The sequence below is a fragment of the Allobosea vaviloviae genome (assembly GCF_001298265.1).
Classification (GTDB): domain Bacteria; phylum Pseudomonadota; class Alphaproteobacteria; order Rhizobiales; family Beijerinckiaceae; genus Allobosea; species Allobosea vaviloviae_B.
Genome location: NZ_LGSZ01000025.1, coordinates 131,438 through 155,459 on the forward strand (window position 1 = coordinate 131,438; position 24,022 = coordinate 155,459).

Annotated in this window: 23 protein-coding genes; 14 read left to right on the forward strand and 9 right to left on the reverse strand. The window is 66.7% G+C overall.

All coding sequences use genetic code 11. From position 1 onward, the window contains the following. Positions 1 to 65 precede the first annotated feature (65 nt). The 8 genes from AE618_RS06040 to AE618_RS06075 are packed head-to-tail and all read left to right on the forward strand — an operon-like array spanning position 66 to position 8,257. Positions 66 to 1,934 carry an extracellular solute-binding protein gene (locus tag AE618_RS06040; RefSeq protein WP_054208138.1) on the forward strand — a complete coding sequence of 623 codons (1,869 nt, stop codon included), beginning with the start codon at positions 66 to 68 and terminating at the stop codon, positions 1,932 to 1,934. After that, positions 1,934 to 2,338, forward strand: a complete 405-nt coding sequence (locus AE618_RS06045; protein ID WP_054208139.1) for a DUF4260 domain-containing protein — start codon at positions 1,934 to 1,936, stop codon at positions 2,336 to 2,338. The genes AE618_RS06040 and AE618_RS06045 overlap by 1 nt, the downstream gene beginning before the upstream one ends. Before the next feature lie 4 nt (positions 2,339 to 2,342). After that, positions 2,343 to 3,428, forward strand: coding sequence for a microcin C ABC transporter permease YejB (locus tag AE618_RS06050; RefSeq protein ID WP_054208140.1), 1,086 nt, complete (start codon positions 2,343 to 2,345; stop codon positions 3,426 to 3,428). Position 3,429: 1 nt separating this feature from the next. Next, positions 3,430 to 4,605 (forward strand): ABC transporter permease, encoded by a 1,176-nt coding sequence (locus AE618_RS06055; protein WP_054208141.1) that lies wholly within the window; start codon positions 3,430 to 3,432, stop codon positions 4,603 to 4,605. 37 nt (positions 4,606 to 4,642) lie between these two features. Further along, a complete protein-coding gene (locus AE618_RS06060) occupies positions 4,643 to 4,882 on the forward strand; it encodes a hypothetical protein (RefSeq protein ID WP_156330129.1) in 240 nt (79 codons plus the stop codon). Then, a complete protein-coding gene (locus tag AE618_RS06065) occupies positions 4,870 to 5,409 on the forward strand; it encodes a type II toxin-antitoxin system VapC family toxin (RefSeq protein ID WP_054208143.1) in 540 nt (179 codons plus the stop codon). Before AE618_RS06060 ends, AE618_RS06065 begins: the two co-directional genes overlap by 13 nt. Then, positions 5,406 to 7,037, forward strand: a complete 1,632-nt coding sequence (locus tag AE618_RS06070) for an ABC transporter ATP-binding protein (RefSeq protein ID WP_054208144.1) — start codon at positions 5,406 to 5,408, stop codon at positions 7,035 to 7,037. Before AE618_RS06065 ends, AE618_RS06070 begins: the two co-directional genes overlap by 4 nt. A gap of 2 nt (positions 7,038 to 7,039) precedes the next feature. After that, a complete protein-coding gene (locus tag AE618_RS06075) occupies positions 7,040 to 8,257 on the forward strand; it encodes a phosphopentomutase (protein ID WP_054208145.1) in 1,218 nt (405 codons plus the stop codon). Positions 8,258 to 8,278: 21 nt separating this feature from the next. Here the strand turns inward: AE618_RS06075 and AE618_RS06080 are convergent, their stop codons facing one another. The 8 genes from AE618_RS06080 to AE618_RS28415 form a co-directional block, all read right to left on the reverse strand. Continuing rightward, positions 8,279 to 9,736 carry a methyl-accepting chemotaxis protein gene (locus AE618_RS06080; protein WP_054208146.1) on the reverse strand — a complete coding sequence of 486 codons (1,458 nt, stop codon included), beginning with the start codon at positions 9,734 to 9,736 and terminating at the stop codon, positions 8,279 to 8,281. Continuing rightward, positions 9,733 to 10,155, reverse strand: coding sequence for a hypothetical protein (locus AE618_RS06085; RefSeq protein ID WP_156330130.1), 423 nt, complete (start codon positions 10,153 to 10,155; stop codon positions 9,733 to 9,735). The genes AE618_RS06080 and AE618_RS06085 overlap by 4 nt, the downstream gene beginning before the upstream one ends. Before the next feature lie 335 nt (positions 10,156 to 10,490). Continuing rightward, the gene (locus AE618_RS06090) at positions 10,491 to 10,895 is read right to left on the reverse strand and encodes a low molecular weight phosphatase family protein (RefSeq protein WP_054208222.1); all 405 of its coding nucleotides are present in this window, start codon (positions 10,893 to 10,895) and stop codon (positions 10,491 to 10,493) included. 49 nt (positions 10,896 to 10,944) lie between these two features. Beyond that, complete coding sequence (locus AE618_RS06095; protein ID WP_054208148.1) at positions 10,945 to 11,433, reverse strand: UPF0262 family protein; 489 nt, start codon at positions 11,431 to 11,433, stop codon at positions 10,945 to 10,947. Positions 11,434 to 11,488: 55 nt separating this feature from the next. Beyond that, positions 11,489 to 12,778 (reverse strand): histidinol dehydrogenase, encoded by a 1,290-nt coding sequence (hisD, locus tag AE618_RS06100; protein WP_054208149.1) that lies wholly within the window; start codon positions 12,776 to 12,778, stop codon positions 11,489 to 11,491. Positions 12,779 to 12,815: 37 nt separating this feature from the next. Then, on the reverse strand, positions 12,816 to 13,262 hold the full coding sequence (locus AE618_RS06105; protein ID WP_054208150.1) for a DUF2948 family protein: 447 nt from the start codon (positions 13,260 to 13,262) through the stop codon (positions 12,816 to 12,818). A gap of 32 nt (positions 13,263 to 13,294) precedes the next feature. After that, positions 13,295 to 14,584, reverse strand: a complete 1,290-nt coding sequence (gene murA / locus AE618_RS06110) for a UDP-N-acetylglucosamine 1-carboxyvinyltransferase (RefSeq protein ID WP_054208151.1) — start codon at positions 14,582 to 14,584, stop codon at positions 13,295 to 13,297. A gap of 55 nt (positions 14,585 to 14,639) precedes the next feature. Then, positions 14,640 to 14,804: a hypothetical protein gene (locus tag AE618_RS28415; RefSeq protein ID WP_197280684.1), complete on the reverse strand. Its 165-nt coding sequence runs from the start codon at positions 14,802 to 14,804 to the stop codon at positions 14,640 to 14,642. A 341-nt stretch (positions 14,805 to 15,145) separates the two neighbouring features. Here AE618_RS28415 and AE618_RS06115 point away from each other — a divergent pair, with 341 nt between their 5' ends. The 4 genes from AE618_RS06115 to AE618_RS06130 all read left to right on the forward strand — a co-directional run bounded on the left by AE618_RS06115 (position 15,146) and on the right by AE618_RS06130 (position 21,758). Then, positions 15,146 to 16,102: an enoyl-CoA hydratase-related protein gene (locus tag AE618_RS06115; RefSeq protein WP_054208152.1), complete on the forward strand. Its 957-nt coding sequence runs from the start codon at positions 15,146 to 15,148 to the stop codon at positions 16,100 to 16,102. Between the two features lie 136 nt (positions 16,103 to 16,238). Further along, positions 16,239 to 18,566 carry a putative bifunctional diguanylate cyclase/phosphodiesterase gene (locus AE618_RS06120; protein ID WP_054208153.1) on the forward strand — a complete coding sequence of 776 codons (2,328 nt, stop codon included), beginning with the start codon at positions 16,239 to 16,241 and terminating at the stop codon, positions 18,564 to 18,566. 259 nt (positions 18,567 to 18,825) lie between these two features. Next, positions 18,826 to 20,286, forward strand: coding sequence for a dihydrolipoyl dehydrogenase family protein (locus AE618_RS06125; RefSeq protein ID WP_248310771.1), 1,461 nt, complete (start codon positions 18,826 to 18,828; stop codon positions 20,284 to 20,286). Positions 20,287 to 20,297: 11 nt separating this feature from the next. After that, positions 20,298 to 21,758: a sensor histidine kinase gene (locus tag AE618_RS06130; RefSeq protein WP_054208155.1), complete on the forward strand. Its 1,461-nt coding sequence runs from the start codon at positions 20,298 to 20,300 to the stop codon at positions 21,756 to 21,758. A 6-nt stretch (positions 21,759 to 21,764) separates the two neighbouring features. Here the strand turns inward: AE618_RS06130 and AE618_RS06135 are convergent, their stop codons facing one another. Beyond that, complete coding sequence (locus AE618_RS06135) at positions 21,765 to 22,394, reverse strand: S24 family peptidase (protein ID WP_054208223.1); 630 nt, start codon at positions 22,392 to 22,394, stop codon at positions 21,765 to 21,767. Positions 22,395 to 22,559: 165 nt separating this feature from the next. Here AE618_RS06135 and AE618_RS06140 point away from each other — a divergent pair, with 165 nt between their 5' ends. Further along, the gene (locus tag AE618_RS06140; protein WP_054208156.1) at positions 22,560 to 22,904 is read left to right on the forward strand and encodes a DUF952 domain-containing protein; all 345 of its coding nucleotides are present in this window, start codon (positions 22,560 to 22,562) and stop codon (positions 22,902 to 22,904) included. Beyond that, positions 22,901 to 23,989: a quinone-dependent dihydroorotate dehydrogenase gene (locus AE618_RS06145; RefSeq protein ID WP_054208157.1), complete on the forward strand. Its 1,089-nt coding sequence runs from the start codon at positions 22,901 to 22,903 to the stop codon at positions 23,987 to 23,989. The genes AE618_RS06140 and AE618_RS06145 overlap by 4 nt, the downstream gene beginning before the upstream one ends. The last annotated feature ends 33 nt before the right edge of the window (positions 23,990 to 24,022 follow it).

The window sequence follows — 24,022 nt, forward strand, 5'->3', positions numbered from 1 at the left end:
CGATCCGGCGGGCGACATGACACGAGGCGATTCGCCTGAACCGGCCGACCAGGAGACGCGACACGATGACGACCCGCCTCACCCGCCGCAGAGTTCTGGAAGCTGCCGCGCTGGCGGCTGCGGGAGCGGCGCTGCCGGGCATGGGCGGACGCGCCTTCGCGCAGGCCGCGGAGGCTCACGGCCTCTCGACCTTTGGCGAGCTCGGTCTGCCCCAGGATTTTCCGCATTTTCCCTATGTCAACCCGAAGGCCCCCAAGGGCGGCACGCTGACCGTGCAAATCAAGCAGGCGAGCGGCAACCAGAGCTTCGACACCTTCAATACGCTCAACACCTTCGTCCTGCAGGGCGACGGCGCTGCCGGCATGGACGCCTGCTTCGACAGCCTGATGGCCGGGTCGGGCGACGAGCCGGGCACCGTCTATGGATTGCTGGCCAAGAGCGTCGCGGTGTCGCCGGACAAGCTGACCTATCGTTTCCGGCTGCGGCCCGAGGCGCGCTTCCATGACGGCAGCCGGGTGACGGCTGCCGACGTCGCCTTCAGCATGAACCTGCTCAAGAGCAAGGGCCACCCGTCCTACCGCCTGATCCTCGGCGAATTGGTCTCCGCCACGGCAGAGGGGCGGGACATCCTCGTCGCGCAACTATCACCCAAGCGCAGCCGCGACCTGCACCTCGTCGTCGCCGGCCTGCCGGTGTTCTCGGAGGCGTACTGGTCCACCCGGAATTTCGAGGCCTCGACGCTGGAACCGCCCCTGGGCTCGGGAGCCTACAAGGTCGGCCGCTTCGAGCAGGGGCGCTTCATCGAATTCGAGCGCGTCGCGAACTACTGGGCCAAGGATCTGCCGGTGAACATCGGCGTCAACAATTTCGACCGCGTGCGCTGGGAGTATTTCCGCGACCGTCAGGTCGCGTTCGAGGCGTTCAAGAGCGGCGTCGTCACCTTCCAGCAGGAGTTCACTTCGCGCATCTGGGCGACCGGCTACGACTTCCCGGCGATCCACGACGGAAAGGTCAAGAAGGAGTCGTTGCCGAAGACCGACCCGGTCGGCTCGCAGGGGTGGGTCTACAATCTGCGGCGGGAGAAATTCGCTGATCCACGCATTCGCGAGGCTCTCGGGCTCTGCTTCGACTTCGAGTGGACGCGCAAGACCATCATGTTCGGCTTCTACGAGCGGATGACCTCCTATTTCGAGAACTCGGATTCCAAGGCCGTCGGCAAGCCATCGCCAGAGGAACTCGCCCTGCTCGAGCCTTTCCGCGGCAAGGTGCCCGACGAGGTGTTCGGCGAGCCCTTCCTGCCGCCGGTCTCCGACGGTTCGGGCAGCGATCGCGCCCTGCTGCGCCGCGCCGACGAGATGCTGCGCGCCGCCGGCTGCAAGCGGGACGGCAACATCCTGAGGCTGCCGAGCGGCCAGCCCTTCGAGATCGAGTTCCTGGACTCGCAGGGCGCGTTGCAGCCCCACACCCAGCCCTTCCAGGCCAATCTGAAGCGGCTGGGCATCAACGCCACCTCGCGCATCGTCGACGGCGCCCAGTACCAGCGCAGGCTCGACGAGTTCGACTTCGACATCATCAGCCGCGCGCTCGGCGGCAGCGCCATCCCCAGCGATTCGCTGCGCATCGTCTACGGGTCGCAGGCTGCGAAGACGCGCGGCTCGCGCAATGTGGGCGGCATCAGCGATCCCGCCATCGACGCGATGATCGAGGCCATCGGCCAGGCCGACAGCTACGCCAAGGTGGTCGTCGCCGCGAAATGCCTCGACCGGCTGTTGCGCGCCGGACGCTACTGGATTCCGATGTGGTGGAACGACGAGGAATGGATCGCGCATTGGGACATGTTCGACCGGCCACAGACGAAGCCCAAATTCGGCTCGGGCGCGCCCTCGATCTGGTGGTACGACGCCGCTAAGGCGAAGCGGATCGGGAAGGCGTGATGACCGCACCCTTGTCCGTCGGTTCCGTTCAAGGCGCGCCGCGCCTGCTGCTGCGGGTGGAGGCGCTCATGCTGGGTCTGCTCAGCATCTGGCTGTTCCACAGGTCGGGGGCTTCGTGGTGGCTCTTCGGCAGCTTGATTCTGGCGCCTGACCTAACGATGCTGGGCTATCTCGCCGGTCCACGTTTCGGCGCAGCATGCTACAACGCCGGCCATACGCTGCTATGGTCCGGCCTTCTCGTGATCATCGGCTGGGGCACTCAAGCCCCCCTTGCCGTCGCCCTCGCCTTGATCTGGGCCGCTCATATCGGCATCGACAGGGCGATTGGCTATGGCCTGAAATATCCTGGCGCGTTCAATCACACGCATCTGGGATCGATCGGCCGGCCCGGAAAGGTCCAGTGAGCGCATGCTGAGCTATATCGCGCGGCGCCTCGCGCTCATGGTTCCGACGCTGTTCGGCATCCTGCTGATCTCCTTCGTCATCGTGCAGTTCGCGCCCGGCGGGCCGGTCGAGCGCGTGATCTCGCAGCTGCAGAACCCCAACAGCGGCGCGTCCGACCGGGTCGGCGGCGGCTCCGGCGGCGATGCCGGCACGCAATCCGCCGATTCCTCCTATCGCGGTGCGCAAGGTCTCGACCCCGCCTTCATCAAGGAGCTCGAAAAGCAGTTCGGTTTCGACAAGCCGGCGCCTGAGCGCTTCTGGAAGATGCTGGGCGACTATGTCCGCTTCGACTTCGGGCGCAGCTATTTCCGCGATGCGCCGGTTCTGCAGCTGATCAAGGAGAAGCTGCCGGTCTCGATCTCGCTGGGCCTGTGGATGACGCTGCTGTCCTACGCGATCTCGATACCGCTCGGCATCCGCAAGGCGGTGAAGGACGGCTCGCGCTTCGACACCTGGACCAGCGCGGTCGTCATCGTCGGCTACGCGATCCCGGGCTTCCTCTTCGCGATCCTGCTGATCGTGCTGTTCGCCGGCGGCTCGTTCTGGCAGGTCTTCCCGCTGCGGGGGCTCTATTCCGATAATTTCTCGGAGCTCTCCTTCTTCGGAAAGATCGCCGATTATCTCTGGCACATCGCCCTGCCGGTCACCGCGATGGCGCTGGGAGCGTTTGCGACCTCGACGCTGCTGACCAAAAACTCGTTCCTCGACGAGATCAGGAAGCAATATGTCCTGACCGCGCGGATGAAGGGCCTGTCCGAGCGCGGCGTGCTCTATGGGCACGTCTTTCGCAACGCGATGCTGATCGTGATCGCAGGCTTCCCCGGCGCCTTCGTGCATGCGCTCTTCGCAGGCTCGCTTCTGATCGAGACGATCTTCTCGCTCGACGGGCTCGGGCTGTTGTCCTTCGAGGCGATCGTCAACCGCGACTACCCGGTCGTCTTCGCCAATCTCTACATCTTCTCGCTGATCGGCCTCGTCGTGCACCTCATCACCGACCTCACCTATACCTGGGTCGATCCCCGCATCGATTTCGAGACGCGGGAGACCTGAGATGAGCGACACGCTGATCGACGCGCCACCGCACGCCCTGCGCGGCGAGACGCCCCTGGCCCCACCCGAGGTGAACCAGGGCTGGCTCAAGCTCTCGCCGATCAACCGGCGGCGCCTGAACAACTTCAAGGCCAACAGGCGGGGCTGGTGGTCGCTCTGGATCTTCCTGATCCTGTTCGTGCTCTCGCTCTTTGCGGAGTTCCTGGCGAACGACCGGCCTCTCCTCGTGCGCTACAAGGGGGAGTGGCTGTTTCCGGTCGCGGTGAACTATCCGGAAGAGAAGTTCGGCGGCTTCCTCGCCACGACCGATTATCGCGACCCGGTCATCGCCAAGGAGATCGGCGCCAACGGCTTCGCGATCTGGCCGCCGATCCGCTACAGCTTCCGCACCCACAACCTCGACCTGCCGGTGCCGGCGCCCGCCCCGCCGACCTGGATGCTGCGGGACGAGCAGTGCAAGGGCATCGCCGAGCGGACCGGCGGCTCGGGCTGCCGCGACCTCGAATGGAACTGGCTCGGCACCGACGACCAGGGCCGCGACGTGGTCGCGCGGCTGATCTACGGTTTCCGCATCTCTATCCTGTTCGGGCTGATCCTGTGCGGGATATCCTCGGTGATCGGCATCGCGGCCGGGGCGATCCAGGGCTATTTCGGCGGCTGGACCGACCTGATCTTCCAGCGCGTCATCGAGATCTGGACCTCGATCCCGGCGCTCTACCTGCTGATCATCGTCGCGGCGATCATCACGCCGAGCTTCTTCGTACTGCTCGGCATCCTCCTGCTGTTCTCCTGGGTCGCGCTGGTGGGCGTGGTGCGGGCGGAGTTCCTGCGGGCGCGCAACTTCGAATATGTCCGCGCCGCGCGCGCGCTCGGGCTTTCCAACCGCGCGATCATGATCAAGCACCTGCTGCCCAACGCGATGGTGGCGACGCTGACCTTCCTGCCCTTCATCCTGAACGGCTCGATCACCACCCTGACCTCGCTCGACTTTCTCGGCTTCGGCCTGCCACCCGGCTCGCCCTCGCTGGGAGAGCTTCTGGCGCAGGGCAAGTCGAACCTGCAGGCGCCCTGGCTCGGCCTGTCGGGCTTCATCGTGATCGCACTGATGCTGTCGCTGCTGATCTTCATCGGCGAGGCGGTCCGCGACGCGTTCGACCCGCGGAAGACGTTCGCGTGAGGGATGTGGTATGATCGGGGCAGTCAGGAGCGAGGCGATGAACAAGATCGTGAGGGAGCACTATCCAGTCGAGAAGCTGCCAGAGGATTTGCGCGCGGAGCTTGGGCTGACTCAGACAGTCACAGTCACGATCGAACCGGAGATTCGCTCACGTCAGAACGATCTGTTGGTGCGGCAAGCCATTGAGCAACTCAGAGCTCATCGAGCCCGATTGCCGGTTGCGCCCTCAGATTCAGTTGAACGCGTGAGCAGGCTGCGGGACGAATGGGACAGGTGAAGGCCCGCCATCTCATTTACCTCGATGCATGTGCAATCATCGAAATTCTTGAAAAACGGACAGCCGAAGCCAGCGCGCTCAATGCCTTGCTAAGCGTTGCTGCCGGAAATCCAACCCATCTGCTGACCAGCGAACTCACTCTTACCGAAGTGCTGGTCGAACCGATACGGGGACTTATGGACGTTACGCCGTGGCAAGAGGGTGCCCCGTTCAGCCGCGATCATCACGATTGGTATCTCTCCAACCTGACCGAAGACAGCGTCCTGATCCGGACGGTACCCGTTGTTAGGTCCGTCTTGACGAGAGCCGCTCTCATGAGAGCCCGCGTAAAATCTCTGCGCGCGCCCGATGCCATTCACACCGCCACAGCTTACGAATCCGGCTGCACTCATTTCGTTACCGGCGACGAGCGTTTGGTAAAGTCCATTGAAAGAGACCCTGCCTGGCAACAAGCTCTCAACAAGTTTGATTTCGTGCCGCTTGAGGCAACTGCGATAGAAGCTCTAATACGGCAGTTCGACTCTTGACCCGCTCCCCCCTTCTCTCCGTCCAGGATCTCTCCGTCGCCTTCCACCAGGGCGGACGCGAGACGCTGGCCGTCGACCGTGTCTCCTTCGACCTCGCTAAGGGCGAGACGCTCGCCATCGTCGGCGAGTCGGGCTCGGGCAAGTCGGTCTCGGCGCTGTCGATCCTCAAGCTCTTGAACTATCCGTCCGCCTCGCACCCGTCCGGCAAGGTGCTGTTCAACGGGCAGGATCTGATCGCCGCCGACGAGGACGCGATGCGCAAGGTGCGCGGCAACGACATCACCATGGTGTTCCAGGAGCCGATGACCTCGCTCAACCCGCTGCACACGATCGCGCGGCAGATCGGCGAGATCCTCGAACTGCACAAGGGCTTGCGGGGCGAGGCTGCGCGGGCACGCACGCTCGAACTGCTGGCGCTGGTCGGCATCCGTGACGCGGAGAGCCGGCTCGATGCCTATCCGCACCAGCTCTCCGGTGGCCAGCGCCAGCGCGTGATGATCGCGATGGCACTCGCCAACGAGCCGGACTTGCTGATCGCCGACGAGCCGACCACGGCGCTCGACGTCACCGTGCAGGCGCAGATCCTCGCGCTGCTGAAGGAGTTGCAGGGCCGGCTCGGCATGGCGATGCTGTTCATCACCCATGATCTCGGCATCGTCAGGCGCATCGCCGACCGGGTCTGCGTGATGCTGAAGGGCAAGATCGTCGAGCAAGGGCCGGTAGCCGAGATCTTCGGCCATCCGCAGCACGAATATACCAGGCGCCTGCTCGCCGCCGAGCCGAAAGGCCGCCCCGCGCCCATCGCGGCGGATGCCGCGACCCTGCTCGAGGCCGGGCCGATCAAGGTCTGGTTCCCGATCAAGACGGGCTTCCTGCGCAAGACGACCGGTCATGTGAAGGCGGTCGACGGCATCGCGGTGACCGTTCGGGAGGGCGAGACGCTCGGCGTCGTCGGGGAATCCGGCTCGGGCAAGACGACGCTGGGTCTCGCCATCCTCAGGCTGATCTCGTCGGAGGGGCCGATCGCCTTTCTCGGCGACCGTATCGATGGGCTGACGAGTTCGCAGGTCCGGCCGAAGCGAAAAGACCTCCAGGTCGTGTTCCAAGACCCCTACGGCTCACTGTCGCCGCGCATGTCGGTGGCTGAGATCGTCGCGGAAGGTCTGACGGTCCAGGCGAAGCAACAGAGCTACGCGCAACGCCGCGAGGTGGTGGCGCAGGCGTTGAGCGACGTCGGGCTCGATCCGTCCGCCATGGACCGCTATCCGCACGAATTCTCAGGCGGCCAGCGCCAGCGCATCGCCATCGCGCGCGCCATGGCGCTCGATCCGAAGTTCATCGTGCTGGACGAGCCGACCTCGGCGCTGGACATGTCGGTTCAGGTCCAGATCGTCGAATTGCTGCGCGATCTGCAGGCGCGTCGCAGGCTCGGCTATCTCTTCATCAGCCACGACCTCAAGGTCGTCAGGGCGATGGCGCATCGCGTGCTGGTGATGCAGAACGGCAAAGTCGTCGAGGAGGGGCCGGCCGAGACGATCTTCTCGCAGCCGCGCGAGCCCTACACGCAGGCGCTGCTAGCGGCGGCCCTCAACCTCGAGCCGGCAGGAAGCGCCGCCGTGAGGGATTGAGCATGGCGCGCGCAATCCTGATCGTGCTCGATTCCGTCGGCTGCGGCGGGGCGCAAGACGCGCATCTCTATGGCGACACCGGCTCCGACACGCTCGGCCATATCGCGCAGGCCTGTTTCGAGGGCCGCGGCGACCGCCCGGGCCTGCGCATCGGGCCCCTAGCCCTGCCGAACCTCGTCCGGCTCGGACTCGCCCACGCCTACGAGGCTTCGACGGGCCGGCCGCTGGCAGGCGCCGTGAAGCCCGCCGCGCCCGGGGGACGGGCGGGCTACGGCGTCGAGATCAGCCAGGGCAAGGATACGCCGTCCGGCCATTGGGAGATCGCGGGCTGCCCCGTGCCGTTCAAATGGGGTTACTTTACCGCGTTGGAGAATTCCTTCCCGCCGGACCTCGTCGCCGGGATCATCCGCGAAGGCGCCCTGCCCGGCATCCTCGGCAACAGGCACGCCTCGGGTACCGCGATCATCGACGATCTTGCCGAGGAGCATATCCGCACCGGCAAGCCGATCTGCTACACCTCGGTCGATTCCGTTCTGCAGATCGCCGCGCATGAGGAGCATTTCGGGCTCGAGCGGCTGTATGCGCTCTGCCGCAAGGTGCGGGTTCTGGTCGATCCCTTGAGGATCGGGCGCGTCATCGCGCGGCCCTTCGTCGGAACGGCCGAGACCGGCTTTACCCGCACTGGCAACCGCAAGGATTTCGCTATCCCGCCGCCCGACGAGACGATCCTGGACCGGCTCCCCGCGCGCGGACGCACGGTGATCACCGTCGGCAAGATCGGCGACATCTTCGCTCATCGCTCGACTGGCGACGAGATCAAGCCCTTCGGCAATGCGGCGATGTTCGACGCGGCGCTCGCGGCCTGGGAACGCCTGCCCGATGGCGGCTTCTGCTTCGTCAACCTCGTCGATTTCGACACGGAGTACGGACATCGCCGCGACGTGCCCGGCTATGCGGCGGCGCTGGAAGCGTTCGATGCGATGCTGCCGCGCCTGGAGGCCGCACTGCGGCCGGGCGATCTCGCGGTGATCACCGCCGACCACGGCAACGATCCGACCTGGCCCGGCACCGACCATACCCGCGAGCATGTGCCGATCCTGGCCTTCGGCCCAGGCATTGCGCCCGCGCCGCTCGGCCGGCGCGAGAGCTTCGCCGACATCGCAGCCACGCTCGGCGACTGGCTCGGCGTCGGCAAGGTCGGGCCGGGCAAGGCCTGGTAAGCAAGGCCGCCAGCCAGCCGTTCAGGCTGCCGCGACGCGCTCGCAGAAGGCCGCGACCTCCTCACGGATGCCCCGGGCCTGGGCAGCGAGGGCATTGGCGGAGTCCTGGACGTTGCGGGCGGCATCGTGGGCGCCTTGGGTCATGGCCTCGAAGCTCTCGACGATGTCGGCGCTGCGCCTGGCCCCCTCGAAGGACATCCGGACCTGATGGGCGATCTCCGAGGTCGCCTGCTCCTGCTGCTGGACCGAGAGCGAGATCGAATCGGCGACGCGCTCGACATCGCCGATCGCCACAACGATATCGCGGATCGCCTTCAGCGAGCGCTGGGATGCGTCCTGCATGGCCCCGATCTGGATCGAGACCTCGTCGGTCGCCTTCGCCGTCTCGGCCGACAGAATCTTGACCTCGCTCGCCACGACGGCGAAGCCGCGACCCATCTCGCCAGCGCGTGCCGCCTCAATCGTCGCGTTGAGTGCGAGCAGGCTGGTCTGTGCAGCGATGCCACGGATCAACTCGACCACCGCCCCAACATTTTCGCTGTTGCGGGCCAGATGCTCGATCTCCTCGCTGGCCTTGCGCGCCAGTTCAGACGCTTCCGTCGAGCCTGCGGCCGACCGTGACATGCTGCGGCCAATCTCACCGATCGACACGGCCAGTTCATCGCTGGCGGCCGAGAGGTGATCGATTCCGAGCATCGTTTCGGATGTGGCATCCGAAACGAGCACAGTCTGTTGCCGGGCCTGGTCGGAGGTGCCGATCAGGGCAACGGCACCGCCCTGCATGGTGTCGGCAGATCGGTCGAGAACGGCCATCTCCTGCTCCATCCGGCCCCGGAACGCGGCGACGAGTTCGCGCAAGGACTCAGCGCGCCGACCGATCTCCTCGCCGAGGCGTTTTTCGCTCTCGCCCGCAAGACGTTCCCGCTCGGCAATCTCGCGCGCCAAGGCGAGGCTTTCCTGGTTCAGCAGGAACATGCGTTCCATGATCACGGCGATGGTGGCGAGGAAGGCCGTCTCCATCACGACGATGACGGCATGCAGCATGACACGCATCAGGCTGCCGCCCTGATAGAAGACGGCCGAAGGCAGGACATATTGCAGGACGAGATGGTGGGCAGCCGTCAGGGCCGCACCCAGCACGATTGGCCGCCAGTCGCAGAAGCCGGCGAGCAGCGCCAACACTGCGAAATAATACATGTGCATGTCCGGCTGCCAGGGGTGACCGGCCAGACTGAACACCATGATCGAGACCTGGCCGATCAGCGCAAGCGCCATGAACAGACGGGTGATCGGAGCCGCGCCGCGGCTGCTGTAGAACAGGAGAGCAGCGGCAGCCAGGACGAACGCCAATGCGACCGACAGGGCTCCGTTCTCGTCGCGCAGCCAGAAGACCAGAGCCAGCACCGGAACATGCAGGAAAGCCAGACCCAGCAGGACGCAGGCGACGCGCTGCCGAATGATGTCGAGGGTCCAGGTCATGCTGCCGGATCCGTCACGCGCGCGTCGAGGCAGCCGTCCAGACCAGCGAGCGCCACGACCAGGATAGCGCCGTCCGGTCTATGGGTCGGAGCAGCCTGCCCATCGGTCGCCACGATGACGATGAAGCCTGAACGGCCGGAGCGCAGCACCAGATGACCGGCGGCGATGCTGCGGCCCACAGCCTCATCACCGCTGATCCAAGGTGGGAAGACGATGGCGGCAGGCGTACGCCGACCCGACGACGCACCAGGCAGAGCCGCCACCGCGACAAAGATGCTGGCGACGAACAGGATGCACACCGCCGCGCGTTCGCGGGCGGACAGTGCCTGATCCCGGCAAATGGGGATCACGGTTCTCGATGTCATTGGGTGTCCGAAGGTTGAACGACCGCCCGCAAGCCCCCCAGCAGACGAACCCAACTGCATGGCTCCGGGTTAACGCTTTCCTTAACGTGAACCGTCGCGCTCGATGGCGGCCGATATCTTGAGCCTGCGCGCGCAGGTCGCATCTGCCGTCGAGCAACCCTGGATTGCGCGTCGGCGACGCAGGCGAGAATGATGCCTGTCGATCTGCCCCCGGCGAAAGTCGCGGCTGGCGAAACAATGGCGAGTGGCGCCAGGGTCGTCGGCCGGGGCTTATCTGCATCTTGGATGCCTGCCGCCTCAACCATCACTTGCAGGGCGGTAGAGCCTGGTTCCAGGCGAATTGTGCCGCGACATTCCGTCGCACAGCTTCCGGTTCTCGGATGAGCTCCTCAGGAGGCGAGCCTGTCCTTGATGCGCCGCATCAATCCGTCTCGCACCTCGCGATAAGCCTCCATCATCTGCTCCCGCGAACCCTGGACAGCGGTGGGGTCGACGGTGGGCCAATATTCGACAGCGGCCGCGACGGTGCGGGTCAGGTCGAGCGCCTTGTGATGGGCCTCCGGCGAGAGCGAGACGATGAGGTCGAAGTTGAGCCCCTCCCACTCCTCCAGATCCTCGATCGACTTCGGCTTGTGCTTGTGGGCGTCGATGCCGATCTCGTCGAGCACGGCGAGCGCGAAGCCGTCGACCTCGCCACGCCGCGCGCCGGCCGACTGGACATAGACCGATCTGCCGAAGAAGTGCTTCGCCATGGCCTCTGCCATCGGCGAACGCACTGCGTTGTGAGCGCACATGAACAGCACGCTCTGGACCTTGCTGCGCGAGGCTGGCGGCTCCAAGCGCTCAGCCCTTCCAGTGCAGCGCGTAGATCAGGGTGAAGAGTCGCCTGGCCGTGTCGAAATCGATCTCGACCTTGCTGGCGAGACGCTCGACGAGGATGCCGGCCGCCTCATCGTGCAGGCCGCGTCGGCCCATGTCGATCGCCTCGATCTGCGAGGGCGTCGAGGTGCGGATGGCGGCATAATAGCTCTCGCAGACCATCGCATAGTCCTTGACGATGCGTCGGAACGGCGTGAGCGACAGGTGGTGGGTGATGACAGGTTCGCCATCCGCCTCCCGGATCTCGAAGACCAGCCGGCGCTCGATCATGGCGAGGTGGGCGAGATAGGGCCCGCCCTCATGACCCGGCAGCGCAAAATGGTTGCGTTCGATCAGGTCGTAGATCGCGACCGCGCGCTCATGCTCCTGGTCGGCGGAGCCGCCGCCGAGCGAAGACGGGTCGAGCGTGACGCCGACCAGGCACTGCTTCGTGGTTTGATCGGCTTGGGGCATCACACCTCCGGTCCCGCGTCGCGGCAAAGGTGCCGCGCTCAGCCCGCGGCTGCGCTCAGTTCAACCTGATCGTCACGGATCGGCCATGCGCCTGCAAGCCCTCGGCTTGCGCGAGCCGGGTCGCGGCCGGCGCCAGCGCGCGAAGTGCGTCGGGGCTGCATTTCAGCAGGGATGTCCGCTTCATGAAATCGAGTACGCCCAGACCCGAGGAGAAGCGCGCCGAGCGCGCCGTCGGCAGGACATGGTTGGGGCCGCCGACATAATCGCCGATCGCCTCGGGCGTATGGCCGCCGATGAAGATCGCGCCGGCATTGCGGATCATCGAAGCCAGGCGGTCGGGATCGGCCGTCATGATCTCGAGATGCTCGGGCGCCAGCCGGTCGACCAGCGGTATGGCGGCCTCCAGATCGGACACCAGCAGGATCGCGCCATAATCGGCCCAGCTCTTCGCCGCGATCTCGGCACGGGGCAGCGTCTGCAACTGCGCCTGCACCGCCTTCTCGACCTCGGCGGCCAGCGCCGCATCGTTGGTCATCAGGATCGACTGCGCGGAGACGTCGTGCTCGGCCTGGGCCAGCAGGTCGGCGGCGATCCAGTCGGGATTGGCGGTGCCGTCGGCGATGACCAGCACCTCCGAGGGACCGGCGATCATGTCGATGCCGACCTGGCCGAAGACACGGCGTTTGGCGGCGGCCACGTAAGCGTTGCCGGGGCCGACGATCTTGGCCACCGGCGCGATGCTGGCGGTGCCATAGGCGAGCGCTGCCACGGCCTGCGCGCCGCCGATGCGGTAGATCTCATCGACGCCGGCTAGCCGTGCCGCCGCGAGTACGAGCGGATTGGTTTCGCCGCGCGGAGTCGGCGCGACCATCACCACGCGATCGACGCCGGCGACCTTCGCCGGCACCGCGTTCATCAGCACCGAGGAGGGGTAGCTCGCCGTGCCGCCGGGGACATAGAGCCCGACGGCTTCAATGGCGCTCCAGCGCCAGCCGCTCTCGACGCCGGCGGCGTCCATGAACCACGCGTCCTGCGGCTTCTGGCGCAGATGATAGGCCTCGATGCGCGCGCGCGCCGTCTCCAGCGCCGCGAGTTGCTCCGGCGGGCAGGCCGCCACCGCAGCGTCGATCTCGTCGGCCTGGACACGCAGCGTCTGCGGCGTCAGCGCGAGCGCGTCGAAGCGCTGCGTATAGTCGATGACGGCCGCGTCGCCACGCTCGCGCACATCGGCGATGATGTCGGCGACGACGCGATCGACCTCTTCGGAGACCTCGCGCTTGGCCGAAAGCAGGTCACGGAAGTCGCGCTCGAAAGCGGCGCTGCTGTCGTCGAGCCTGATTGGCATCGCTATCCCCGAAAATCTCTCTGTCGCAGGAAAGGGCTCAGGGGCCGTCGGGATGACCGGGCGTCGCCACGGCTTCCCAGACCGGGCCGAGATCCTTCATCTGGGCCTCGATGCATTCGATCTGGAGCACGATCGCAGCACCGTCGGAGAAATGCAGCGTGACGGCGCCGGCCGGCACCTCACCCTCGGCAAAGGTGATCGCCAGCAGGCTCAGCACCTGGTCGGGCATGGCCTTGTCGATCCTGGTGCTGCGAACGGCGAGCACGCGGTCGAAATGCAGGGCGGTCAGCCGGCGGCGGCGCTGGCCGAGAGCCTCACCCTCCCAGTCGAAGCGGCGGGCTGCGAGAGCGAAGCGCTTCTGCGCCGGCAGCCAGACGATGTCGGCCACCTTCAGAACCGCATCCTGCAGATGCGCCGACACGACCGCCAGATCATCGGTGTCCAGCGCGAGGAGCTTCAACGGGTCTGCGGCATCGTCCGACATGGGGGGTGTTCTGGCGGTGCCGCCGGGATACGTCAACCGGTGATGCGCTCGACGAGGCCGCCACAGCGCGTCAGCTTGGCTTCCAGGGCCTCGAAACCGCGGTCGAGATGGTAGACGCGGTTGATCATGGTCTCGCCTTCCGCCGCGAGGCCGCCGATGACGAGCGAGACCGAGGCACGCAGATCGGTCGCCATCACCGGCGCGCCCGTGAGCTTGGCGACACCCTCGACATGGGCGGCATCGCCTTCCAGCCTGATCTTCGCGCCGAGACGCGCCAGCTCCTGCACATGCATGAAGCGGTTCTCGAAGATGGTTTCGCGGATGCGCGAGGTGCCCTTGGCCTTCGTCATGAGCGCCATGAACTGGGCCTGGAGATCGGTCGGGAAGCCGGGGAACGGGTCGGTATCGACATCGACGGATTCGAGCCGTTGACCATTGCGGCGCACGCGGATGCCCTCATTGGTCGAGGTCACCTCGGCGCCGGCCTTGACCAGCACGTCGAGCGCCGACTGCAGCAGGTCGGCACGAGCCCCTTCCAGCAGCACGTCGCCGCCGGTCATCGCCACCGCCATGGCGTAGGTGCCGGTCTCGATGCGGTCGGGCAGGACGGTATGATGCGCGCCGCCGAGGCGGGCGACGCCGGTGACGACGATCCGGCTCGTGCCGGCGCCCTCGATCTTGGCACCCATCTTGATCAGGCAGGCGGCGAGATCGACGACCTCGGGCTCGCGCGCCGCATTCTCGATCACCGTCGTGCCCTGCGCCAGCACCGCGCCCATCAGCGCAGTATGGGTGCCGCCGACCGTCACCTTCGGGAAGACGATCTCGGCGCCCTTGAGGCCCCTGGGCGCGCGGGCGAGCGCATAGCCATTCTCGATCTCGATCTCGGCGCCGAGCTTCTCCAACGCCATCAGCAGAAGGTCGACAGGGCGCGTGCCGATGGCGCAGCCGCCGGGCAGCGAGACCTTGGCCTCGCCCATCCGGGCGAGGATCGGCGCGATCACCCAGAAGCTGGCGCGCATGGTCGAGACAAGCTCATAGGGAGCGCAGGTATCGACGATCTGGCGGGCGGTCAGGGAGATCGTCTGGCCGGTCTCGGCCGACTGGCCGATGCGCTTGCCGGCGACGGTCCTGTCGACGCCCTGGTTGGAGAGGATGCGCGAGAGCGCGCTGACATCGGAGAGGCGCGGCACATTGGCCAGCGTCAGGGTCTCGTCGGTGAGCAGGCTCGCGATCATCAGCGGCAGTGCCGCATTCTTCGCGCCCGAGATCGGAATCGCGCCATTGAGGCGCTGGCCGCCGGTGATGCGGATCTTGTCCATCGTCAGGTCCTGCTAAGCCGCCAGGCTGACAGCCGGCGGCGCATGGGAAACTCGGTCAGGACCGGTTGAGGTCGGCCTGGGTTTGCGGTGCCGGCTCCTGCGCGGGCGCCTCGTCCGCGCGGCGAGCCCGGGCCTGTGCCTTGCGGCGCTTCAGGTTTTCCCGAAGGGCGGCGGCAAGGCGCGCCCTCTTCTCGTCGTCTGCGGATGTCTGGTGGTTCACGGCATCAACTCGGTACCGGGGTTCAACGCTCGGATCGCGGCGAAATCGCGGCGCATGGTTAGCCGCATGCATTGATTTGGACAAGCACGGCGCGGCAGGCCGCCTCGATCGGCGATGTGCGGCAAGCGGATTGCGGCCTGGCGGAGGCACGCGGCTTGCGTGCGACCATGGCCTCGCGCGCCCGTCGTTCCATCGCGATACGACCAGACGATCGGCACATGACGTTAGGGAATAAAGCTTAACGAAATTAACCATTTCCACGGGATTGCGTTTACAATTTGTTAACTTCGCATACCTTGCCGACATCGCTCTCGATGCACGGCAATTTGGGGGTCTGCGGCATGTTTCATTCATTTGCTTCCGTCATGGATGTCGCGGCACCGGCGGTGCTGGACCGCTGCGACGTCATCGATGCGATCCGCCACAAGGCGGGCTTCCTGCCCGAGACGCAGCTGTCCTACGAGCCGGAGATCAAGACCCTCTGGGTGACGATCCGTCCGGAGCTGAAGCCGGTCTTCACGCTGCAGCTGCTCGACAGCCTGGTGAAAATCCAGAACGCGATCGCAGCGCTCTGGGGCGCTCCCGAACAGTATCATCGCGCGCCGGTGCGCTTCCTCGCGTTTCGGGGAACCGGCCCGTTCTTCACGCTCGGCGGCGATCTCGATTTCTATCTCGACTGCCTCGCCAAGAACGATCGCGCGGCGCTCGCCGAATATGCCCGGCTGTCCAGCGCCGGAGCGGTGATGAACGCCAGCGGCCTGAACGGGCTCGTCGTGACGCTGTCGACGATCCACGCCAAGGCGATCGGCGGCGGCATCGATGCGCCGCGCTCATGCAACGTCATGATCGCCGAGGAGCAGGCGTCGTTCGTCTATCCGGAAATCAAGTTCAACCATTTTCCGATCACGGCGGTCGCGATCCTGTCGCGCCGCATGGGTCCGCGCGCCGCCGAGGAGATGCTCCTGTCAGGCGAGGAGATGAGCGCGCAGGAATTCCTCGCGGCGGGCGGGCTCGAAGCCGTCGTGCCGACGGGGACCGGCGAGGCCTGGATCCGCAAATATGCCAGCGACTCGCTGCCCGTCCATGCAGCCAAGACCGCACTGTTCTCGGCCTTCAACCGCCGCGCGGGCGATCTGAAGGAGGAACTCGAACATCTCGGCCAGATCTGGACCGATTGCATGCTGCGGCTCAATCCCAGTGCGATCTCGAAATTGCAGCGGATCGCACAAACGCAGGACAGGATGCTCGCGCGGGTCTACCAGCGGTCCGTCCCCACCATTCAGCGGCTGGGGGCCTGAGCCGGGACGAGGCGCTTCCGACGCGAGGAAAACGCCACCAAACACGAAACATTTACCTCTGCGCCCTTAAATCCTGGAATCGACAGGACACGGGTGCGGCGAGCAGGCGCCCCGGCACCCCCTGGGGCAGGATTTCATGGCGGGCGCGCTCAAGCGACTGTGGAACGCCAGAGCGCAGGATCCGGCGGAGGGTTTCGACCTGCCCGGTTATGCGCTGCTGGTCAGTTCGCTGTTCTCGTCGCCGGCTTCGATCATTCCCGGCGGCGTGGCTGGTATCCTGACGCCGTTCCTGTGCTGGATTTCGACAGGCCTCGATCTTTTCCTGCATCTGACGCTGATGGTCACCGTCATCGTGCTCCTGCGGCTGGCGAATTTCATCGCCTATCATCGGTGCGACCATTCCAGCGAAGGCTATGCCGCGACGCGTCGCTGGGACCGGGACTATTTCCTGGGCGCGACCGCCTTCAGCGCGGTGCTCGGCTACAGCTGCTACGCCGCGCTCACGCATACGGACGATGCGGCCGCCCACATCACCTCGGTCGCCTCGACGATCGCGATCGCATCAGGCTATGTCTCGCGCAATGCCGGCCGGCCGAAATTCGTCGCGGTGCAGTTGCTGACCTTCTGCATTCCGATGGCGATCGGGCTGATCCAGGCCCACAACGTCTATTATCACTACATCGGCTATTTCGCCTTCCTGTTCGTGGCGGCCAACATCGCCATCACGAACTCGATCCATCGCAACCTTCTGGCCCTCAGCGACGCGACCAAGCAGTCGAAGGCGCTGGCGTCGGCCCTGCACTCCCAGAACCTGACGCTCGACGCCGCCCTGAACACCATGATCCATGGGCTGGCGATGTTCGACCGCGACCTCAAGCTCGCCGTCAGCAACGCACCTCACCAAGCACTTTACGGACTGCCCGAGACGCTGGCTCTGCCGGGTACGCCGATCACCGCGATCGGGCGTTTCCTGGTCGAGCGACAGGTCGTCCGTGCGGAGCAGCTGCGAGACCTCAGGGAGGCGCTGGTCGAGATCCAGAGGACCCAGCAAACCACCAGCCGCGAAATCCAGACCCAGGCCGGCCGCATTCTCGTCGTCACCTTCGCGCCCGCGGCCGAAGGCGGCGTGCTGATGTCGACGGAGGACGCCACCAGCCGCAAGGCCACGGAGGCCCGCATCGAGCAGATGGCGCGCTTCGACGAGCTGACCGGGCTCGCCAACCGATTCGAGTACAACAGCAACATCGCCGAGGCCTTCGGCCGGATGGAGCGGACCGGCGAGCCCTTCGCGCTGCTCTATGTCGATCTCGACGGCTTCAAGCAGATCAACGACAATCTCGGTCACGATCTCGGCGACCGCGTGCTGGTGGAGACGGCCAACCGCCTGCGCGGCGCCGTCCGCGGCAGCGATCTGCTCGCCCGCTTTGGCGGCGACGAGTTCCTGCTGATCCTGCCGGCGGCCAACCACGCCACCGTCACCATCATTGCGCAGCGCATGATCGACGCGATGTCCAAGGCCTTCAGGCTCGACAACAAGACGGTCTACGTCACAGCCAGCATCGGCATCGCCATGGCGCCACATGACGGCGCGATGCCGGCAGACCTGCTGCGCCATGCCGACACGGCGCTCTACAAGGCCAAGGCAGCCGGCCGCAACACGCTGATGTTCTTCAACCCGGCCATGGCCGAGGAGATGCTCGAGCGCCACGAGATCGAGGTTGATCTGCGCAAGGCCTGCGAGGACGGCACGCTGGAGCTGTACTACCAGCCGATCCTGGATCTGCGGACCGGAGAGATCGTCTCGCGCGAGGCGCTGATGCGCTGGCAGCACCCGACGCGGGGCATGGTGTCAGCCGGCCTGTTCATCCCCGTCGCGGAGCAATCCGGGCTGATCGCTGCGATCGGCGACTGGGCGATCCGCCAGGCCTGCAAGGATGCCGCCTCCTGGGAAAGTCATGTCGGCGTCTCCGTCAACGTCTCGCCGCTGCAGTTCCGCGAGCCGCGCCGTATCGTCGAGACGGTGAAGGATGCGCTGATCGCATCGGGCCTCAACTCACGCAGGCTGACGCTCGAGGTCACCGAATCGCTGCTGATCGAGGACAACAAGACGACGCTCGGCGTGATCGACGAGTTGCGGACGCTTGGCGTGACCTTCGCCCTGGACGATTTCGGCACGGGTTATTCCTCGCTGGCCTATCTTTCGACCTACCCCTTCGCGCAAGTGAAGATCGACCAGAGCTTCACCCGCACCGTCCATTCCAGCGAAGCCTCGAAAGCGATCATCGAAGCGGTCTGCCAGCTCGCGCGCCGCCTCTCGATGAATGTCGTGGTCGAGGGCATCGAGACCGAGCAGCAGCGCATCGCCGTGCAGCTCCTGGGTGCGCAACGGGCCCAGGGCTATCTCTTCGGCAGGCCGGAGCCGCTGGCGAATTTCCTGCCGCGGAAAGACCGCAACGTCGCCTGAGAGGCGGCGCGGCAGCCAAGGCCGGTCGGCCGGCGCGGAATGCTCCGCATCGAGCCAGCGCTTCCAATCCATGTTACGGCTGATACGGCCTTGATTCCGCTCATCGGGCAGCGCATCTGCGTCCTTGGAATTCCTCCGCGTCCTTGCAATCCGTCAGCAGCCTGGGAGCCAGCATGATCCTGCCCGACAGCCGGCTCCCTTGCCGGTCCGGCCCGTCGAACCTTTCGGACCTTCTCTCATGGACGCGGGGAGGAACGGCGTGAGCGAGGGCGCGGCATCAGCCGGCACGCCTCCGGCTCTGACCCCGGATCTCTGCGTGATCGGGGCCGGCACGGCGGGGCTTGCCGTCGCGACGGCTGCGGCCGCCTTCGGGGTCTCGGTCGTGATCGTCGAACGCGACCGCATGGGCGGCCATGCCGGCGGCAGCGCCGTGATGGCGCTCGCGGCTGCCGCTGCCCGGGCGCAGGCCGTTCGCGAGGCGCGACGCTTCGGCGTCGTGACAGGCGAGCCGCAGGTCAACGACGCGCAACTCCACGACCATGTCCAGCGCGTGCTCGCGGCTGCAGCGCCCAACACCTCGGCGCAACGCATGACGGCGCTGGGCGCCGTGGTGATCGCGGGCGAAGCCCGTTTCGTCAGCCGCAGCACCGTCGCGGTCGGCGCGCAGACGATCAAGGCGCGCCGCTTCGTGATCGCGACCGGCGCACGTACCGTCGCTCCGCCGATCCCGGGGCTGGAGACCGTCCCCTTCCTGACCGATGCCAGTCTGGCGAGCGCGACACGCCGGCCCGAGCGCCTCATCGTGCTCGGCGGCAGCGCGACCGGCGTCGCGGTCGCACAGGCGATGGCGCGCCTTGGCAGCCAGGTCACGCTCGTCGAATCCACGAGCCTGCTCGCGGGCGACGACCCCGAGGCGGTCGCGATCCTGCGCCGGGCGCTGCTGCGCGAGGGGGTGGTCCTGCATGAGCAGGCGCAACTGCTGCGGGCGCAATCGGTCCGTGGCGGCTTGCGGCTCGCCATCGCCGGGCTCGATGGCGGCGCCGAGCACATCATCGGGGGCACGCATCTCCTGCTCGCGACCAGCCGGACGCCGGCAATCGAAACGCTCGACCTCGAGCTGGCCGGCGTCGTCAGCGATGCAGGGGGCGTCCGCGTCGATCGGCAGTTGCGCAGCACGAATCGTCGCGTCTATGCCATCGGCGACTGCGTAAGCGGCTCGGTCGGCGGTGTCGGCGGCGGGCCGATCGCCGAGGAGCACGCCCGTCTGGTCTTGCGCCATGCGCTGTTTCGCCAGCGCGGCCGGTTCGACGCGACGGCCGTCCCCCGTGTCACGCAGACCCAGCCGGAGCTTGCCAGCCTCGGCCTGTCCGAGGAGCAGGCGCGCGCGCAGGCCGGAGCCATCCGCGTGCTGCGCTGGCCCTATGCCGAAAGTGAGCGCGCCCAGGCCGAGCGCGAGACCGAGGGGTTCGTCAAGCTCGTCACCGACGCAAAGGGCCGCGTGCTCGGCGTCACGATCGTCGGGGCACGGGCGGGCGATCTGATCGCGACCTGGGCGCTGGCGCTGAAGACGGGCACGAGCGCCACGGCCATGGCGGAGCTGATGATGCCGTATCCGACCCTGTCCGACGTCTCGAAGCGGGCGGCGACCTCGTTCCTCATGCCGCTGGCTGCAAAACCCGCCTTGCGCCGCCTCATCGGCTTCCTGCGCCGTTTCGGGTAGGATCGAAGCCGATGCAGCACCACACGCCCAACAGGAACCAGCTTTCCATCAGCCTGCCGCGCGGCCTGACGCGGCTCGGGCTCTCAGCCAAGCTGCTCGTCCTGACGGTTCTGTTCGTGATGCTGGCGGAAGTGCTGATCTATCTGCCGTCAGTCGCCAATTTCCGGCGCAACTGGCTCAACGACAGGCTGGCGGCGGCACAGATCGCCGTGCTCGTGCTGGAGGGCGCCCCGCAGGACGGCCTGCCCGAGGGCAGCGAGAATCGCCTGCTGATGGGCGTCGGCGCCCGCGCCATTGCGGCGCGCGTCGGAGGCGCCCGCCGCCTGCTCACCCTCGATTCGATGCCCCCTGCTGCCGTGTCGCGCACTGTCGATCTGCGCAGTCTCGGCTGGGTCGACGCGATCGGCGAGGCGCTGGACACGCTGGTGCTGCCGCCTGCGAAAATGCCGATCCGGGTCATCGGCGAGGCGGTCGGCGGCGCCGACTTCGTCGAACTCGTCATCGACGAAGCGCCGCTGCAGCGCGCGATGCTGAAATTCTCGACCAATCTGCTGCTGCTCTCGCTGCTGATCTCGGGGCTGACGGCGGTCGCGGTCTATATCGCGCTCAACTGGATGATCGTGGATCCCATCCGCCAGCTCGCCGCCAATGTCATGGAATTCGAGGCCGATCCGGAGAACCCGCACCGGATCATCGAGCCGACGCAGCGGGCAGACGAGATCGGCGAGGCCCAGCGCGCGCTCGCCCGCATGCAGATGACGCTCGCGGGCGAACTGCGCACCAAGAAGCACCTCGCCGAACTCGGCCTCGCGGTCAGCAAGATCAACCACGATCTGCGCAACATGCTGGCGGCGGCGCAATTGATGTCGGATCGGCTCGTCGACACCCGCGACGCCAAGATCAAGCGTTTCGCGCCGCGGCTGATCGCGACGCTCGGCCGCGCCATCGACTTCTGCCAGGCGACTCTGGCCTATGGCCGCGCGGCGGAGGCGACGCCGGTGCTGAAGGACGTCGGCTTGCGCCAACTCGTGGCGGAGCAGGCCGACATGCTCGGCCTCGCCGAGGCGGCCATGGTCACGTTCAGCAACGAGGTTCCCGCCGATCTGATCGCGCCTTGCGATCCCGACCAGATGGCCCGCGTCCTGCTCAACCTGATGCGCAATTCGGTGCAGGCGCTGACCCAGGCCGGGGCTGAGGAAGGCGGCCGGCCGACGCTGAGGGTCAAGGCCGAGCGCGACAACGGCTCGATCATCCTGCGCGTGGCCGATAACGGCCCCGGCGTGCCGGAGCGGGCGCGGGCAAACCTGTTCCAGGCCTTTCGCGGCTCCGTGACGCCCGGAGGAACCGGGCTCGGCCTTGCCGTTGCAGCCGAACTGGTGCGGCTGCACGGCGGCACGATCGCGCTCGAGCCCTCGGACACCGGCGCTGTCTTCATGGTGACGCTACCGGGACGTCGGCAGGCGGCGGCCTGATGCGGCCTACTGGCTCGCCCAGATCACGCGGGCCATGAAGGCGATCTCGGAGAGATTCAGGCTGCGGTCGGCATGGGCGGGATTGAGCGAGGCAAGCTCGATGGTCTTTGCGGTCTGACGCTTGAGCTGCTTGGCCAAGACCTCGCCCTCGACGGTCTTGACCACGACGCGGTCGCCACGGCGCACGGTCGCGGTCGGCGAGACGATGATGGTGTCGCCGTCGCGATAGAGCGGCAGCATCGAATCGCCGGAAATCTCGAGCGCATAGGCCTTCTCGTCGGCCACGCCGGGAAAGGCGACCTCCTCCCAGCCGGTGCCGACAGGGAAGCCGCCATCGTCGAAGAACCCGCCCGAGCCCGCCTGGGCGAAGCCGATCAAGGGAATCGTGCGGGCAGGCGCCGCGCCGCGCCGCATCACAACGCTCATGAACTCGTCGAGGGATGCACCCGTCGCCTGAAGGATCTTGGCGATCGATTCGGTCGAGGGCCAGCGCTCGCGCCCGTCCGGCCCGATCCGCTTCGAGCGGTTGAAGGTGGTAGCGTCGAGCCCGGCCTTGCGCGCCAGCCCCGAGGCGGTGAAACCATAGCGCTGGGCGAGCGCGTCGATGGCGCTCCAGATCTGGTCGTGGGACAGCACCGCGGAGGCCTCGCGAAGGATGTTGCCGGTAGGCGGGGACAAAGATAGGAAATATCCCCTATCAGATAAGATTTCAATCTGATTTCCGCCGTGATGCGGATAAAATTTGCCGAAGCGTCCTCACAGTCGCTATGCCCTCCGCAGGCTTCACCTGCGAGGTTTTGCGTGCCCCTCATCTACAAGATCTGCCCCGAGACCCTGTGGCGCGATGCCGAGGCCGCCGGGCGCTTTGCCGGCGCCGCGATCGATCTCACCGACGGCTACATCCACCTCTCGACGGGTGCACAGCTGCGGGAGACCGTGGCCAAGCACTTCGCCGGCCAGCGGGGGCTGCTGCTGATCGCGGTCGACGACGCGGCACTGGGCGAGGCGCTGCGCTACGAGCCCTCGCGCGGCGGCGCGCTGTTCCCGCATCTCTATGCGGCGCTCGATCCAAAGGCCGTGCGCTGGGTGGCGCCTCTGCCGCAGGACGCAGATGGGCGGCACATCGTTCCGGAGGACATTGCGTGATCGGCTCCCTGTTCAATCTCGCCCGGCCGCTGATCCACCGGATGGATGCCGAGACCGCGCATCGTCTGACGGTGGCGGCTCTCGCCGCCGCCCCGTCCCTGCGGCCGGCTGCCGATGATCCGGTGCTCGCCACCGAGGCCTTCGGACTGTCGTTCTCCAATCCCGTCGGGCTCGCGGCGGGTTTCGACAAGCATGCCGAAGCGGTCGATGGCGCGCTCGGTCTCGGCTTCGGCTTCGTCGAGGTCGGCGGCGTCACCCCCCTGCCCCAGCCCGGCAACCCGAAGCCGCGTGTCTTCCGCCTGATCGAGGATGCGGCGGTGATCAACCGTTACGGCCTCAACAGCGACGGCATGGAGGTGGTGGCGCAGCGTCTGGCGGCACGGCGCGCGCGCGGCGGCATCGTCGGCGTCAATCTCGGCGCCAACAAGGAATCGGCCGACCGCGCCGCCGATTACGCCGTGCTGACGCGCAGGCTCCCTCCGGTCACCGACTTCCTGACGGTCAACGTCTCCTCACCCAACACGCCGGGCCTGCGCGACCTGCAGGCGGAATCGGCTCTCGACGACCTGATCGCCAGGGCGATCGAGGCCCGAGACGAGGCCGCGAACGGCGGACGCCGCACCCCGATGCTGCTCAAGATCGCCCCCGATCTGACCCTGCCGGAGCTCGACGGCATGGTCGCGGTGGCGCGCCGGCGCGGCATCGACGGCATGATCGTCTCCAATACGACGATCGCGCGTGCGGAGACCCTGCGCAGCCCGGCCAAGAACGAGACCGGCGGGCTCTCGGGCAAGCCGCTTTTCACCGCCTCGACGCGGCTGCTCGCCGAGACCTTCCTGCGGGTCGAGCGCCAGTTTCCGCTGATCGGCGTCGGCGGCATCGATTCGGCCGCGACTGCTTTCGCCAAGATCCGCGCCGGCGCCGATCTCGTGCAGTTCTACTCGGCGATGGTGTTCCAGGGGCCGGGGCTGGTGAAGGCGGTCAAGGCGGGCTTGGCCGCCGAGGCGCGCAAGGCCGGGCTGTCGAAGCTCGCTGCGATGGTCGGGCGCGATGCGGCCGCGATCGCGCGGGGAGAAGCCATCTGAGCCATCCGCTGCTCCTGCGAAGGCGCCGGCCAA

What these genes read in the sequence shown, in the direction of transcription:
- AE618_RS06065 (WP_054208143.1), top strand. Translation starts at nt 4,870, where the DNA reads ATGGGACAGGTGAAGGCCCGCCATCTCATTTACCTCGATGCATGTGCA.
- AE618_RS06130 (WP_054208155.1), top strand. Translation starts at nt 20,298, where the DNA reads ATGCAGCACCACACGCCCAACAGGAACCAGCTTTCCATCAGCCTGCCG.
- AE618_RS06040 (WP_054208138.1), top strand. Translation starts at nt 66, where the DNA reads ATGACGACCCGCCTCACCCGCCGCAGAGTTCTGGAAGCTGCCGCGCTG.
- AE618_RS06095 (WP_054208148.1), bottom strand. Translation starts at nt 11,433, where the DNA reads ATGCCCCAAGCCGATCAAACCACGAAGCAGTGCCTGGTCGGCGTCACG.
- AE618_RS06105 (WP_054208150.1), bottom strand. Translation starts at nt 13,262, where the DNA reads ATGTCGGACGATGCCGCAGACCCGTTGAAGCTCCTCGCGCTGGACACC.
- AE618_RS06075 (WP_054208145.1), top strand. Translation starts at nt 7,040, where the DNA reads ATGGCGCGCGCAATCCTGATCGTGCTCGATTCCGTCGGCTGCGGCGGG.
- murA (WP_054208151.1), bottom strand. Translation starts at nt 14,584, where the DNA reads ATGGACAAGATCCGCATCACCGGCGGCCAGCGCCTCAATGGCGCGATT.
- AE618_RS06060 (WP_156330129.1), top strand. Translation starts at nt 4,643, where the DNA reads ATGAACAAGATCGTGAGGGAGCACTATCCAGTCGAGAAGCTGCCAGAG.
- AE618_RS06080 (WP_054208146.1), bottom strand. Translation starts at nt 9,736, where the DNA reads ATGACCTGGACCCTCGACATCATTCGGCAGCGCGTCGCCTGCGTCCTG.
- AE618_RS06050 (WP_054208140.1), top strand. Translation starts at nt 2,343, where the DNA reads ATGCTGAGCTATATCGCGCGGCGCCTCGCGCTCATGGTTCCGACGCTG.
- AE618_RS06045 (WP_054208139.1), top strand. Translation starts at nt 1,934, where the DNA reads ATGACCGCACCCTTGTCCGTCGGTTCCGTTCAAGGCGCGCCGCGCCTG.
- AE618_RS06055 (WP_054208141.1), top strand. Translation starts at nt 3,430, where the DNA reads ATGAGCGACACGCTGATCGACGCGCCACCGCACGCCCTGCGCGGCGAG.
- AE618_RS06115 (WP_054208152.1), top strand. Translation starts at nt 15,146, where the DNA reads ATGTTTCATTCATTTGCTTCCGTCATGGATGTCGCGGCACCGGCGGTG.
- AE618_RS06090 (WP_054208222.1), bottom strand. Translation starts at nt 10,895, where the DNA reads ATGTGCGCTCACAACGCAGTGCGTTCGCCGATGGCAGAGGCCATGGCG.
- AE618_RS06120 (WP_054208153.1), top strand. Translation starts at nt 16,239, where the DNA reads ATGGCGGGCGCGCTCAAGCGACTGTGGAACGCCAGAGCGCAGGATCCG.
- hisD (WP_054208149.1), bottom strand. Translation starts at nt 12,778, where the DNA reads ATGCCAATCAGGCTCGACGACAGCAGCGCCGCTTTCGAGCGCGACTTC.